The organism is Parasutterella sp. St.1A3 (assembly GCF_059728705.1).
The window spans coordinates 1,669,674-1,683,671 of sequence record NZ_BAAGFK010000001.1 but is presented as its reverse complement, the minus strand read 5'-3'; the positions used below and the strand labels follow the sequence as shown (position 1 = coordinate 1,683,671).

Below are 13,998 nucleotides of genomic sequence, written 5' to 3'. Positions count from 1 at the left end.
GATTATGCGCCTCATTGCTTTTTCCGCCATGATCCTGTCTCTTTTCTGCCTGACTGCTCAGGCTCAGCAGGGACAATTTTTAGCTGACCGCCATGTCGCCCGCGGGATGAAATGCGAGTCCTGCCACACTCCGGACAATAAGGTCAAGACCTCCGGAGACCTGGATGTCTGCGCGACCTGTCACGGAGACTATCCCGCGATGATCCAAAAAACCGAAGGCCGCTATGAAGTTAATCCTCACGCTCAGCATGAAGGCGCGCTTCCGTGCTCAGAATGTCATAAAGGCCACAAGGCCGGAGTGAACTATTGCGGCGGCTGTCATAACTTTGTGTACAAGGTTCCCTAAAGATAGATGATTTTTCCCTCCTTGTAGGACTTAGCTCTGTGATACTTCCTGTTACAGAGCTTTTTTCATGTCCGGATTCCTGTTCGATGGCTCGGAGCGAGGGATTAATTGGCTAAAGCCTCCGAGAATTGATCCCTCTCATCCCATGGGAAAGAAATGGCATCATAGCTGGTGAGCGCTGTTCTAAATTTAGAGTTGTCTTTTGTCGATGAATTTCTATAAATGACATAGAATTTTGCCGATGCCCCCCTTTGAGCTTTGGTGTCAGCCCAAGAGAACAGCGCCAAACGTGCGGCGTCATTTGTAGGATCTTTTACAAGTTTGATAAGTCTTTCTCCGGCATTCTTAGACTTCGGAATTGCGAAATCAAAGTAGTTTTGGAATCTAGACCGACTAAAGAGAGCCTTGGTGTGTATCGAATACCTAAGGAATCCAACCAGGCTGCAGCATCTTCAAAGAAGAAGGGTTCTATATTTGGTTTGGCCGAATAGAAGAGGTCGTCAACGGATAACACAGCCTGTAATAAGGAATGTTTTGCCCAACAAAAGGTTTCCTTTTGTGCTTCAACGTAAAGTTCCTGACCTTTAAGTTTTACACCGAAACCGTTTAACGTTTGGCTTAGAAGAGTAAAGCGATGTCCCTTTAAAACATCACATCCGCACATTTCTAAATCTTGTATTGTTGATCCAAGGTCTGAGAGAGTGAAAGTGTTACTGTTTGCACCAACTACATACAATTGGATAAAGTCGTTGTGTCTATTCAAAAAAGGCGTAGTGACTTCCGTCACGCCTTGAACTGACTTTACAAGAGTGTTTTCCTTGAGCCATCGATAATACTTATCGATAAGACTTTCTATTTCACTGTTCTGGGTTAAATACGAATCCATATTCAAATGGTAGAGTTCCAACTACTTTGCAAAAGCTTAAGAAATCTTGGAATGTTTGTATAGGATTTTCTTTTTTTGAAAAGATCTCCTTTGGTAATTCTATGGCTTATCTATCACCGTATTCCTCCCTGTAAATATGCCGGTGAGGAGAGCCTATTCTCGTTCCATCCGGATTTAAGTGAGGAGCGCCATAATCCAGCCTTGCCAGAACATAGCAATTTCTTGCTCTTGTCTGGAAGGTGTAATAGAGGACAACATTCTTTTGACTTATAGTCAAAATAAACTTCTCCCTTCGATCGTTTGAAAAAAGATCGAGTTCAACTTTTCCGCCGGTTGAAGGAAACTCTGCTAAGTTTTTTTCTTCGCAATGCTTTGGAAGGTTAAGTAAATAATCAGCTAATCCTTGTTCAAGACCATTCATCTTAAATTCGTATTGATTTTGTCGATTGTTGCGTCAACGTGTAGTGCAAGAGCAACTCGAGTATTTTTAAGGCAATATCAATCTTACAAGCTGCAGCGTCAGTTTATGTCACAATGGAAGTTTAGTGTTTGTGCGTCGTTCGCAAAATCTTTACTTTACACAGAACGACGCAAAGATCGGTATTAATAAAAAACCGACTCAGCTGAGTCGGTCCGCAGTTTAGGCTTCTTGTCAGAGTGCGTCGCTCAGACGCTTAAAGAAGCGGTAAGTCGGTGTGCGGTAAAAGTCGTAGGATTTGAAGTAATCCTCGATTTTTTCAAGGCACTTCTTTTCGTTGTAGGGCTGTCCTTCTTGGAACGGCACAAAGCAGGGGCCCTGCATCAGGACGCCTTCGGCGCCCTTGTCGACCGCATAGTGGTGCCGCACCTGCGGGTCTTTAGCTTCTGCCTCTTTTATCCGGCGCGCTTCAAGCAGATCAAGCGCTTCAAGTCTGTCACTGAGCGTCGCCTGAGCGGGTTCAATGGGTGACACCAGTGTGGCGTAAATCTTGCCGCGGTCAACGCTTACGTCTTTGAGCTTCAGAAGACCGACTCGATCCAGCGGGAAGTGTTTCACCATCTTCATATTGGAAAGAAAGATCTGCGTCGAATCCATCACAATGTAATTGGTGTGCCTTTCCCGCAGAATGCCTTTGACGGAACAGCCGTTTTTAGTGATCTCGTGATAACCGGTTTCGTCTTCCCGAGTGATGTCGATCAGTTCAGAAGGTGAGTAGGCCTGCGCATAATCATGCAGCAGAGAGACATTTTTCTCATAATTAAAAATGTGAGAGGCGACCGCCTTGGTTTTGTCCGTCACGTGTCCTTTGGTTTCTGAGCTGCCGCGCAGATTTTCTACGACGACATACTCGCTTCCGGTTAATTTAATTTCGTAGCTGATCCGAGGTGTTTCTTTTTTCCAAACCTTGGAGCTGACGCCGTTTTCCGCAAGGTTGTACTCTTTAAATCCGCCTCCGAGCTGATTTGAAATGGTCTCAAAGAGTTCGGACGCGTCCTGGGTTCCCTCGGCAAGCTTGTAGTAGGCGTGTACCGAAGTCAGCACCTTATCTTTGTTGAAGTTAAAAAGCACAGTTTCAAGCGGTCCGCTGCCTAAACAAGGTCCGAAGACCACCAGCTGGCTTTCATTATTGTCGTAAACGCTTTGGCTTTTAAGCCGGCAGGCATAGTCATCCGAGCGATTGGTCGCCTTGTAAATTGTGCTGTAGGTGTCTTCGCCGAGCTTGAAGCTTTTCCAGTGCGGTGCGCGGTAGGCGGCAGCCGATACCGCGGACGAGAACAGAGCACAGGCAAGGAAAAGAGTTGTTTTTCTTGTGATCATCATAAAAGTCTCTGCGAAAAAATTAAGCGATTTGCTTCAGAAACGAAATTTTAAGACGCATTCGGTGTAGTCGGAATTATCGGATGCCCGCGGTAAGTGAGTAAATAATATCTTTATGGCGAAAATGGGTAGGGAAATCCCGACTAAGTGTAAATTCTGTTACATACTGATCACGATTAAATCGGCCCCTTGCGGTTTATTAGAACAACGTAGAGAGAAAAATCGTGATTAAAACTTTGATAAAACCGACTGTTATGGCAATTCTTATGACGAGCGGTTTCCTGGCGTTATCCGGCTGTGATAAGAAAACCGATGTCGGCAGCTCTGCCGGTCCTAGTCCTGTTGTTGTCGTTAAAGTTTCACGTCATGATGTTCCTGCCGACATGGTTTGGGTCGCAAAAACAGACAGCTCCCGCGCGGTTGAGATCTACAGCCGAGTGAACGGTTTTCTCGACAGCCGCCAATACACGGAGGGCGGCACGGTTAAAGAAGGTCAGGTGCTTTTCCTGATGGATAAAAAACCGTTTGAAGTCCAGCTGAGAGAAGCCGAGGCCTCTCTTGCGTCAAGTGAAGCGGCGCATCAGGTCGCAAAACGCAATTTAGACCGTATCAGACCGCTGGCCAAGCTGAAAGCGCTCAGTCAGACCGACCTTGATCAGGCCGTCGGAAATTTCCAGACGACAAGTGCTGCGGTGTCTAACGCTAAAGCTCAGGTTGAAAGCGCGAAACTGAATCTCTCGTACTGCACGATTACTTCTCCCGTAACCGGTTATGCAAGCTCTGCGCTTCAGACGGACGGGACTTATATCAATACATCAAACGCGCACTTGGCGACCATCTATACCATGTCTCCGATGTGGGTGACATTCTCCATGTCGGAGAACCAGGAAGCGCAGATTCAGAAAGAAGTGAAAGCGGGTATTTTGAAAACACCGCCTAATCATGATTACGAGGTTCAGCTTGAGCTTGCGGGCGGTGAAATTTACGGTCACACCGGCCGTGTCACATTCTCGAGCCCGAACTTCAATCCCGATACCGGAACGTTTGAACTGAGAGCTTCCTTTGACAACCCGGACAATGTTCTGCGTCCTCAGCAGTACGTTCGCGCGATTGTGAAGGGCTCTAAGTACGTCAATGCGATTGTCGTGCCTCAGATTGCGGTTCAGCAGGGCAGTAAGGGACATTTTGTATGGGTCATTACTAAGGATGACAAGGCTCAGCTTCGTCCAGTTGAAGTCGGCAGCTGGATCGGTCAGGACTGGCTGATCACAAACGGTCTGCAGGACGGAGATCGGGTCGTTACCGAAGGGATGATGCTCTTGGCGACAGATGCGCCTGTTAAAGTTCTCAAAGAAGTAGATCAGGCTAAACCGGACACGAGCGTTAAATCCTCTGATTCTGCCTCCGACGCTGTCAACTAATCATCGGGAGGCGGCATATGTTTTCGAACTTCTTCATTAAACGACCGATTTTCGCGATCGTCACCTCTCTGGTGATTGTTATCGCCGGTCTGCTATCAATGTTCCAGCTGCCGATTGAGCAGTATCCGAACATGGCGCCGGTACAGATCACCGTAACGGCTAATTATCCCGGTGCGGACGCCAGAACGGTGGCCGATACGGTCGCCGCTCCGATCGAAACGCAGATCAACGGCGTTGACAACATGATTTACATGCAGAGTACGTCGTCTTCGTCCGGTTCGATGATGCTGACGGTGTTCTTTGAGATCGGGACGGACCCGGATATCGCTCAGGTTCAGGTCCAGAACCGTGTCAACATCGCTCAGCCGTATCTGCCTTCAGAGGTCATTACCAACGGCCTGACGATCGAAAAGCGTTCGTCTTCGATTTTGATGCTGGTTGGTATCTACAGTCCTGATAAGAGGTACTCGCGCGACTACATCAACAATTACGCCAATGTTTACGTAATGGACGCGATCAAGCGCGTGAAGGGCGCCGGACAATCAGCGATTTTGGGTAATGCGGATCAGGCGATGCGTATTTGGCTTAACCCCGATCGAATGGCTTCGCTGGGCATTACAACTTCTGATGTAACATCGGCGATTTCCGAACAGAACAGCCGGTTTGCAGCAGGCAACATCGGTGCTGCTCCCTCTCTGCCCTCAACGATTCAGACCTTCCCGATCATCGCGCCTTCTCCTTCAGTTGATCCGAAGGGCTACGAGGACATCATTGTCCGATCCAATCAGGACGGCAGCGCGATCGTGCGTGTGAAAGACATCGCAAGAGTCGCTGTGGGTTCAAGAAGCTATGAGGCAACCGCCAATATGAACGGCGTGCCGGCGGCGCTGATTGCTGTGTATCAGCAGGCAGGCGCCAACGCGCTCGACGTATCTGACAATGTGCGCAAAGCGTTAACGGAACTCAAGAAGAGTTTCCCGGAAGGGCTTGAATATAAGGTTGCAATGGATACCACGGATTTCGTCCGTATTTCTATTGAAGAGGTGATTAAGACCTTATTTGAAGCTGTTCTGCTGGTTATTGCGGTTATCTATATCTTCCTGCAGAGTTTCAAATCTACAGCGATTGCCTGTACGGCCATTGTGGTCGCTTTGACGGGTACCTTTATCGGTATGCTTGCGCTGGGCTTCAGCATCAACCTGCTGACGCTCTTCGGCTTGGTGCTCGCGATCGGCTTGGTGGTGGACGACGCCATTGTGGTGGTGGAGAACGTCGAGAGAAATATGTCGGAAAAGGCGATGAACCCGGTGGACGCGACGATCGCGGCTATGTCTGAGGTTTCCGGCCCGATTATCGCAACCGTACTGGTTCTCGCGAGCGTCTTTATTCCTGCGGCATTCATGGCGGGAACGACCGGTATGCTCTATAAGCAGTTCGCGATCACGATTGCGATTTCCGTCACGATTTCCGGTTTTGTGGCACTTACGCTGACGCCTGCGCTTTGTGCAAGCTGGCTGAGTCATTCCGAACCGAAGACAAAAGGATTCTTCTATCAATTTAACCGTCTCTTCGGTATTTTGACGGTTAAATACGGCGGCTGGACAAGGGCGCTCTTTAGAAGAACACTTTTAGTGGTGGTGCTTTTTGGCGCGATGATGGTCAGCATTTTCTCGATCTTCCGAGTGCTGCCGACAGGCTTTGTGCCCAGCGAAGACCAAGGTTATGTGGTTGCGGCCATCATGCTTCCGCCGTCAGCGAGTCTGCAGAGAACCTCGACGATGATGGAGACCGTGGATAAAGCTTTCGAACCGATCAAGGGCGTTGAGACCAGAAACTCCGTCTCCGGTTTCTCGCTGATTGACGGCGGTATGAAGACCAACGCCGGTACGTACTTCATGACGCTTTCTCCGTTCTCAGAACGATATAAGAACGCGAAGACAGCGGAAAAGATGAATGCGAACGCGATTATGCAGGATATGCAGCGCATGGGCATGTCTTCTCAGCTTTCCGGTTTGGTGGTCCCGATTAACCCGCCTGCGATTCCGGGTTTGGGTACTACGGGCGGTTTTGAGTTCTGGATTCAGGACACCGCGAGCGGCTCTCCGGTGCAGCTTGGCGAGAACCTGGAAAAATTCCTTGCCGCCGCGCGTCAGCGTCCTGAGCTGACGGGTCTTACTTCGACATTCAGCGCTTCCAATCAGCAGCTAAAGATCACGTACGACAAAGACAAGGCAAAGCTTCTCGGATTGGATACGCAAAGCGTGTTCGACACGCTTCAGAGTCAGTTCGGTTCTGCAATTGCGAGCCAGTTCAGTCAGTTCTCCCGCGTGTGGTTTGTGATTATTCAGGCTGAACCGCGTTATCGCGAAAGCCCGGATGATATTTCCAAGCTCTATGTCAGCAACAACAAGGGCGAGATGATTCCGCTGAGTTCCGTGATTACAACGGAATACACGAGCGGACCGACGCTGTTGCCGCACTTTAACGGATTCCCAGCGGCTCAGGTGATTGGCAATGCGGCTCCGGGCTACTCTTCCGGCCAAGGTATGAAGGCGTTGGAAGAAGTCGCTGCCGAAACACTTCCGCAGGGCTATACCTACGGCTGGAGCGGCATCAGTTATGAACAGCAGTCTTCAGGCTCATCGTCAGCGGTGGTGTTTGCTTTCGGTCTGCTGCTCGTGTTCCTCGTGCTTGCCGCGCAGTATGAAAGCTGGGCGCTTCCGGGCTCCGTCATTCTGGCGGTTCCGTTCGGCGTGATCGGCGCACTGGTTGCGACATGGGCGAGAGGACTTGAGAACGATGTTTACTTCCAAATCGGTATGCTGGTGATGATCGGTTTGGCGGCAAAGAACGCGATTCTTATCGTCGAGTTCGCGGTTGAACTCAGAAACAAGGGTATGGATTTGGTGCGTGCGGCTATTGACGCGGGCGAGCTTCGTTTCCGTCCGATTATCATGACGTCTCTTGCGTTTATCGGCGGCACACTCCCGCTTGCGGTTGCGACAGGCGCGGGCGCCGCTTCGAGACACTCTCTCGGTACCGGTATTGTGGGCGGCATGATTGGCGTGTCTACACTTGCGCTGCTCTTTGTCCCGATCTTCTATGTTTGGTTTGAAGGATGGGCGGAACGCCGCGGCGCTAAGAGCGCGGTGAAACTTGCCGCTAAATTAGCTGAGCGCAATATTCCGATCACTGACAAACTGCGCCTTGCAATCCTCAAAGGACCGGGTACCGTGTATGACCCGAAAGCTGATGTTAAGGTATCACCCGACGGCACTCTGACGATCACCAACTCTCCGGATTTCAATCCGGAAGCAACCGAGGATCAGAAGGTCGGCATTGAATCCCTGACTGACAAGCAGCGCGAGGATAATGTCCATGCCGAAGACGCGGTTTCGGATGAAGAAGCTCAGCGCGCGCTCAAACGCAAGGACAATAAGATCGCGGAAAAACTGGAGCAGGCCAATGAACAGTCGCAAAAGGCTGATGCTAAAGACGACAGCAAAGAAGGAGGGAAACAATGAAAAGAAGATTCCTGATTTTGGCGACGGCCGTGTCGTCCGCTCTGTTTCTCTCCTCCTGCGCGGTCGGTCCCGATTATGAAAGACCGGTTGTGCCGGTTCCTGAGAACTTCAGGAACATCCACGGGCAGGTTGACGCCTCTAACTGGCTGACCGCCCGCTGGTGGCGGCAGTACAACGATCCGGCTTTGGATTACCTGGTATCCAAAGCGATCGCGAACAACCGAACTCTGCAGCAGACTATGGCGAACGTAGAGAAGGCGGCCGCCCAGGTGACCGTATCCCGCTCGAGTCTCTTCCCGCAGCTCTCCTACAGCGGTGACGGCGGAAAGGCCCGCCAAAGTCTCAATACTGTGACGGGCGCCATGATGGACGGTAAAGCGATTACAACCTATGAGGGTTTGGCAAACGCTTCCTGGGAAATTGACCTCTGGGGACGCATCCGCAGACAGACTGAGTCCGCGGTCGCTTCCTATCGGTCCGCACAGGCTGCGCACAAAGCCGCGATCGCTTCTGTGATCGGTTCGGTGGTCAGCACTTATTTTTCAATTCTTGCCGCTGACGAACAGTATCGAATTGACGTCGCGACAGCGGAAAGTTACTTTGAAACGTACAAGCTCTTCAAGCTTCGCTTCCAGTACGGCAATGTTTCCGAGATGGAAGTCGCGCAGGCGCGTTCTCAGTGGGAAAGTGCCATGGTTCAGATTCCTCAGATTCGGCAGAACCGCACGGAACTGATCAATTCTCTATCGATTCTGACCGGTATCGCTCCGAAGGCGATGCCTCAGTTCAAGAAGCTTGATGAACTGAGCACACCGGTGATTGCGGCCGGTATTCCGAGTGATCTTCTGACGCAGCGGCCGGATATTATTGAGGCTGAAGAGACGTTAAAGGCAGCGAACGCGGATATCGGAGCGGCTAAAGCGCTTTATTTCCCGACTATTTCGCTCTCAGCGGGATTGGGCTACGCCAGTGACGAGCTGCATAATTTATTCAAGAGCCCGTCGCACATGTGGAGTTATACCGGTTCGTTTACCGGTCCGATCTTCCGCTGGGGCGCCGTTACGGCAGGTGTAAAGAGTGCTGAAGCGCAGCAGAAAGCGATGTTGGCGGCTTATCAGTTAGCGGTCGCGCAGGCGTTTGCCGATGTGGATAACGCGCTCAGCAGCCGTGAGAACGCGGTCATTGAGCTTCGCACGAAGAGGGCGCTGGTCAAGAGCCTTCAGGAATATCAGAAGCTCGCGACCGCTCAGTATCAGGGCGGCTACACCGGTTACGTGACAGTTCTGCAGGCTGAGCAGTCTCTGCTTCCGCAGGAAATTCAGCTTGCGGAAGTTAAGGCAAGAGCGTTGAGCTCCATCGGTCAGATCTATCAGTCCCTTGGCGGCGGCTGGATTGATCAGGCGCTGATTGAAGAAGAGCAGGCGATCAAAGACTTAGAAGAAGCCGAAAAGCTGAAGAAGGAACAAGCCCAAACGGCTCCGGAGACTTCTTCCTCAGATCCGCTTCCTTTGAGAAAGCCGGATCCTCCGGCGGAGATTTCCAATGCGGAATTGAGTTCCGATGCTGTTGCTATTCCGGTGGCTGAACCGCACAAATAAATATAAATAAGGTGATAAGCCTGATTGTCCTAACCGACGATCAGGCTTTTAATTTATAAAGCGGAAGCGCTTAAGGATGCGGTAAGCCACGGCGCAAGTCTGATAATTTCCGGGTGCAGTGTCTCTTTATAAAAACGATCGCTGATGCTTAAAATTTCGTCCCGCATCTGCGGGTCGATGTCTTTGCGGTATGCGAGAATAAGCTGGCGCTGCATCACAGGGTTGGGCATCGGCAGAATTCTGATGCGCTCAGTAAGTTCCAGGTGCTGAATTAAAGTCGCAGGCCGTATAAAAGACCAGCCGAGGCCTTCAGCGATCAGCTTCAGCATGACGCCGCCGTCATCCACTTCAATTTTGACGGGAAGATCTACGGAAAGAGCGCCCAGCAGTGATTCCGTGATTTTGTGTCCGCCGGAGGAGCGGATATAACGCAGCAGCGGCAGACCGCAGAACTTTAAATCCTGCCAGCTGACAGCCTTTGCGCCAAAATCCATAGACAGAGGAACCGCAAGGACGGAGGGTTCGGAAAACAGTTTCTGCGTCAAAAATTCGGACGCGTCCGGCAGTCTGCTTGTGATCGCCCAATCAATGTCTCGGTGCTTGAGTTTGCTGTAGAGACGCTCCGAGGTTCCGGTGACCATAACGATAGAAGATAAACGCGAGGCGAGATTCTCAATGACAGATGCTCCGAGATTGCGAGCAAGGCTTTCAACAATTCCGAATCGCAATGTCGGCCGAATCGAGGAGCCTGATCTTAGCTTTCCGAGTGTGCGCGCAAGATGCTCTCGCTCCTGCCGAAGCTCTCTGAAAAGCAAAGCGCCTTCTTCCGTCAGATGATTCGGCTTTTGGCTTCGGTCGTAGAGCTGAAAGCCGACTTCTTTTTCAAGCTCCTTTAGGTGATAAGAGACAGAGGATTGGGAGATTTTGAGAACGGAGGCGGCTTCCTGAATATTGCCCTGTTCGACGACGGCAATAAAAACTTTGGCGTGCGTTCCGAAAAGCATGACGATTCTCCGGCTACATAGTTCTTTGCTTCGATAATAAATTTTTGCATAAAACATCGAATAATTAAAAAATTATTATCGAATTTTTCTAAGTTATTTTCCGATTGCCATCGCCTGAGATAAAAATATTTTTGTCTTAATTCAATTAATCAACCAAGGAGAAAAACCATGGACGAGAAACATCGCGGAAAAATTAAGAAGAAACCGGCGGCCGAGGTCGTGAAATACCTCATCGGTCCCGCCATCGCACAGGATTTAGAGAGAAGTTATCAGACGATTCTCGATATCAACAAAGCGCATGTCATTATGCTTGCGGAGCAGGGCATTATTAAGCAGGACGTCGCGGCCTCTATTCTTGAATGCACACAGCGTATTGCCGCGATGCAGGAACATCCGGAATTTGAAATCAATCCCAATGTGGAGGATCTGTATTTCAACCTCGAGCGCTATCTTCTGGAACAGACCGGGCCGGAAATCGGCGGACAGCAGCATACAGCGCGTTCCCGCAATGACCTCTTCGCCTGCGAGCAGAGAATGGATATCAGAGGTTTTTACCTCAAGCTCTGTGCTTCATTTAATGAACTGCGCCAAAGCCTCTTGGATTTAGCCGACAAAAACCGCGACGCTGTCATGTCAGGCTACACCCATATGCAGCCGTCGGAGCCGATTACTTTCGGTCACTACCTTTCGGGTATTCTCAACGCGCTGGAACGCGACTTCAGAAGAATTGAAAACGCTTGGGAATCTCTGAACATCTGCCCGCTTGGCGGCGGTTCCATGGGTTCAACGACCTTCATGATTAATCGCGAAAGAACCGCGGAGCTTCTCGGCTTTGATGAGCCGATGCAGAATTCGATCGACTGTACCGCTTCCCGTGACTACTGCATGGATATTCTTTCTGCTTTCGCGATCGCATCGAACACCCTGTCGCGTTTTGCCTACGACCTTTATATCTGGTCGACACCGGAATATGGCTATGTTGAAGTGGATGACTCCTGCGCGGTCTGCTCTTCGATCATGCCGCAGAAGAAGAATCCGATGACTCTGGAGCATGTCAAAGGCAAAGCCGCGCATCTTGAAGCGTTCTTTGTATCCGTGTTCAGTGTTCTCAAAAATATTCCGTTCACGCACTGCCGCGATTCCTCTACTGAGGCGATGCGCTTTGTCTGGACCGGCATGCAGGAATTTGAAGCCGATATCGCGCTCATCAATGTGACCGTGAAGACACTGACGCTCAAGCGGGAACGTATGCGCGAAAACGCCGTCGGCAATTTCTGTACGGTTACCGAACTTGCAAACTACATGGTGCGCCACGACGGAATTTCTTTCCGTTCCGCGCACGGCGTGGTTGCGATGCTGGTGGGCTATATGCAGGAGAAGCAGAAGTTCGCTAATGAAATTACAACAGATGACCTTAATCCGATTTACCAGACGCTTTTGGGGCGCTCGACTACACTTACTAATGAGCTGATTCAGGAAGCGCTTGATCCGAGTAAGAACGCTCAGGCCAAGAAGACGATCGGCGGCTCCAATACGGATGAAGTGAAACGTCAGCTGGATCGCTTGGCGCTGCACCTTGAAAGAGACAACGCAAAACTCACGCTGAGAAAGACTCAGGTTCAGGAAGCTAAAGAGAATCTGGAGCGTCTCACCAACGAGCTTGCAGCACTGGTTAAATAGAAGCCGGCTTATGTCATGGCGTGTGGCGGCAAAGGGTTATAGATCTATAGTTTGATGCCGCCCATTCTTGTTTTTAGAGCTCTATGAATTTCGCTCCTAACTCAGAATACTAGGTCGCTAATCCTCTCATCAAGGTTTTTCCAACAAACATTTCTCTGGATTTTGAGATTGTTTTTGCTGATGTATCAATAAAAAGATGCATAAAAGTAAAGATCTTTTAGAAAAACACACATCAGTGTGACACTATCGTCAAATAATCCTTTAATTACCCAAACGGAGAAGTCAATGAGATTGGAAAAAGACTCCCTAGGAGAGTTAGAAGTTCCTGATGAAGCGTACTACGGAATCCAGACGGTTCGTTGCTCGAATAATTACTGCGTCGGAACGCATACATACAATGAATATCCTGAGGTGATTACTGCTGTAGCGCAGATTAAAAAGGCCTGTGCTATGACTAATGCTGAAATTGGGGCTCTGCAGCCGGAAAAGGCAAAACTAATTTGTGAAGCCGCCGATGAAGTCATTGCTGGAAAGTTTCATGGCAACTTTCCGGTGAAAGTTTGGCGTTCTCAGGGAACCGGTGTCAACATGAATGTCAATGAAGTCATTGCCAACCGAGCTAATGAACTGCATTGCGGAAAACGTGGCTATGATTTTATTCATCCGAATACCCATGTGAACATGTGTCAATCTTCCAACGACGTATTTCCGACTGCTGAAGCGATCGTTTTTTATCGATTAATCGGTCCGGTATTGGAGGAGACAAAGGAAATTGAGAAAACGCTTCTGAGTAAGGCTGAACAATTTCAAGACGTGGTTCGACTTGGGAGAACTGGACTTCAGGATGCTGTTCCCATGACCTGGGGTCAGGTTTTTGCTGCCTGGCATCGCTCGGTTGAAAGAGCGAGAGAAGAACTTGAAAAAGTACGCTCGAATTTTACGCATGGCGTACTTGGCGGAACGGCGGTAGGAACAGGTATGGGTGTTCTTCCGGGCTACATGGATCATATCTACGAGAATCTGTCTGAAGTGGTCGGCTTCAAAATCTCTCAGAAGCAGCATGAGGACGAACTCATCGCCAACAGCTCTATTTTTGACGGAATGAGAAACACCGATCATCAGGCTGTTTTAATGGAATGCCTGAAAGAGCTGGTTTCTTCAGTAACGCGTATCGCCAATGATCTGCTGCTTTTCTCTTCAGGGCCGAGATCAGGTATCAACGAAGTTCAGCTGCCTAGGGTCGCTGAAGGTACAAGCGGATATGCGTTTGAAGATACCGCCTATCTGTGCGAATTAATGACCGATGTTCTCGGCGAACTTGTAATTGCTGAAGAAATTACATTTTTATCTTCGAACGAAGGACAGCTTGACCACGGTTCTATTAACTCGGGCGGCCTTATTACTGCTGTCGATGCGCTGAAGACGGCAGCGACGGCTTTTAGTTTCTTCAACTCCGAGTGTTTGAAAGGCATTGAAGTGAATCGGGAAGTGTGCGAAGACTACGCAGTGAAATCAACATCGCTCTCGACAATGGTGAGCTCGCTTTTCGGTTATCCCGTTGGTGTCAAACTTGCCAAAAAGGCGCTCGCTGAGGATGCGACATGTAAAGAAATTGCGCTGAAAGAGCAGATGCTCGAAAGAGAGGTCTGCGAGGAAATTTTTGATGTTCTTGGACTAACCAATCGAGAACACACCGTCGCCTTGTTCAAAAAATATAAGTCAATCCGCAATGTTGATTAAA

At 49.7% G+C, this 13,998-nt stretch carries 11 protein-coding genes; 6 read left to right on the top strand and 5 right to left on the bottom strand.

Annotation, left to right across the window (positions count from 1 at the left end):
* The first annotated feature begins 4 nt into the window (after window positions 1-4).
* Window positions 5-346: a cytochrome c3 family protein gene (locus AC6I1F_RS07815; RefSeq protein WP_160335721.1), complete on the top strand. Its 342-nt coding sequence runs from the start codon at window positions 5-7 to the stop codon at window positions 344-346.
* Between the two features lie 104 nt (window positions 347-450).
* Here AC6I1F_RS07815 and AC6I1F_RS07810 read toward each other — a convergent pair whose 3' ends face one another.
* From AC6I1F_RS07810 to AC6I1F_RS07795, 4 genes are all read right to left on the bottom strand, one after another.
* Entirely contained in the window at window positions 451-705 is a 255-nt protein-coding gene (locus tag AC6I1F_RS07810; RefSeq protein WP_353889787.1) for a DUF1829 domain-containing protein, read from the bottom strand.
* On the bottom strand, window positions 660-1,232 hold the full coding sequence (locus AC6I1F_RS07805) for a DUF1828 domain-containing protein (RefSeq protein WP_289077708.1): 573 nt from the start codon (window positions 1,230-1,232) through the stop codon (window positions 660-662). The genes AC6I1F_RS07810 and AC6I1F_RS07805 overlap by 46 nt, the downstream gene beginning before the upstream one ends.
* A 106-nt stretch (window positions 1,233-1,338) precedes the next feature.
* Window positions 1,339-1,653, bottom strand: a complete 315-nt coding sequence (locus tag AC6I1F_RS07800) for a DUF6978 family protein (RefSeq protein WP_289171420.1) — start codon at window positions 1,651-1,653, stop codon at window positions 1,339-1,341.
* A gap of 231 nt (window positions 1,654-1,884) precedes the next feature.
* The gene (locus tag AC6I1F_RS07795; protein WP_497801716.1) at window positions 1,885-3,033 is read right to left on the bottom strand and encodes a hypothetical protein; all 1,149 of its coding nucleotides are present in this window, start codon (window positions 3,031-3,033) and stop codon (window positions 1,885-1,887) included.
* A 221-nt stretch (window positions 3,034-3,254) separates the two neighbouring features.
* Between AC6I1F_RS07795 and AC6I1F_RS07790 the strand changes: the two genes are divergently transcribed.
* From AC6I1F_RS07790 to AC6I1F_RS07780, 3 genes are read left to right on the top strand one after another with little or no spacing between them, the layout of a single operon-like run.
* Window positions 3,255-4,451 (top strand): efflux RND transporter periplasmic adaptor subunit, encoded by a 1,197-nt coding sequence (locus AC6I1F_RS07790; RefSeq protein ID WP_251451808.1) that lies wholly within the window; start codon window positions 3,255-3,257, stop codon window positions 4,449-4,451.
* Window positions 4,452-4,468: 17 nt separating this feature from the next.
* Window positions 4,469-7,975 carry an efflux RND transporter permease subunit gene (locus AC6I1F_RS07785; RefSeq protein ID WP_497801715.1) on the top strand — a complete coding sequence of 1,169 codons (3,507 nt, stop codon included), beginning with the start codon at window positions 4,469-4,471 and terminating at the stop codon, window positions 7,973-7,975.
* On the top strand, window positions 7,972-9,573 hold the full coding sequence (locus AC6I1F_RS07780; RefSeq protein WP_290150525.1) for an efflux transporter outer membrane subunit: 1,602 nt from the start codon (window positions 7,972-7,974) through the stop codon (window positions 9,571-9,573). The genes AC6I1F_RS07785 and AC6I1F_RS07780 overlap by 4 nt, the downstream gene beginning before the upstream one ends.
* 53 nt (window positions 9,574-9,626) lie before the next feature.
* Here the strand turns inward: AC6I1F_RS07780 and AC6I1F_RS07775 are convergent, their stop codons facing one another.
* A complete protein-coding gene (locus tag AC6I1F_RS07775; RefSeq protein WP_289168668.1) occupies window positions 9,627-10,577 on the bottom strand; it encodes a LysR family transcriptional regulator in 951 nt (316 codons plus the stop codon).
* A gap of 168 nt (window positions 10,578-10,745) precedes the next feature.
* Here AC6I1F_RS07775 and argH point away from each other — a divergent pair, with 168 nt between their 5' ends.
* Both argH and AC6I1F_RS07765 read left to right on the top strand, forming a co-directional pair.
* Window positions 10,746-12,257, top strand: coding sequence for an argininosuccinate lyase (gene argH, locus AC6I1F_RS07770; protein WP_289168667.1), 1,512 nt, complete (start codon window positions 10,746-10,748; stop codon window positions 12,255-12,257).
* Window positions 12,258-12,542: 285 nt separating this feature from the next.
* Window positions 12,543-13,997: a lyase family protein gene (locus AC6I1F_RS07765; protein ID WP_251569823.1), complete on the top strand. Its 1,455-nt coding sequence runs from the start codon at window positions 12,543-12,545 to the stop codon at window positions 13,995-13,997.
* Window position 13,998 lies beyond the last annotated feature (1 nt).

What these genes read in the sequence shown, in the direction of transcription:
- AC6I1F_RS07815 (WP_160335721.1), top strand. Translation starts at nt 5, where the DNA reads ATGCGCCTCATTGCTTTTTCCGCCATGATCCTGTCTCTTTTCTGCCTG.
- AC6I1F_RS07805 (WP_289077708.1), bottom strand. Translation starts at nt 1,232, where the DNA reads ATGGATTCGTATTTAACCCAGAACAGTGAAATAGAAAGTCTTATCGAT.
- AC6I1F_RS07800 (WP_289171420.1), bottom strand. Translation starts at nt 1,653, where the DNA reads ATGAATGGTCTTGAACAAGGATTAGCTGATTATTTACTTAACCTTCCA.
- AC6I1F_RS07795 (WP_497801716.1), bottom strand. Translation starts at nt 3,033, where the DNA reads ATGATGATCACAAGAAAAACAACTCTTTTCCTTGCCTGTGCTCTGTTC.
- AC6I1F_RS07785 (WP_497801715.1), top strand. Translation starts at nt 4,469, where the DNA reads ATGTTTTCGAACTTCTTCATTAAACGACCGATTTTCGCGATCGTCACC.
- AC6I1F_RS07780 (WP_290150525.1), top strand. Translation starts at nt 7,972, where the DNA reads ATGAAAAGAAGATTCCTGATTTTGGCGACGGCCGTGTCGTCCGCTCTG.
- AC6I1F_RS07775 (WP_289168668.1), bottom strand. Translation starts at nt 10,577, where the DNA reads ATGCTTTTCGGAACGCACGCCAAAGTTTTTATTGCCGTCGTCGAACAG.
- argH (WP_289168667.1), top strand. Translation starts at nt 10,746, where the DNA reads ATGGACGAGAAACATCGCGGAAAAATTAAGAAGAAACCGGCGGCCGAG.
- AC6I1F_RS07765 (WP_251569823.1), top strand. Translation starts at nt 12,543, where the DNA reads ATGAGATTGGAAAAAGACTCCCTAGGAGAGTTAGAAGTTCCTGATGAA.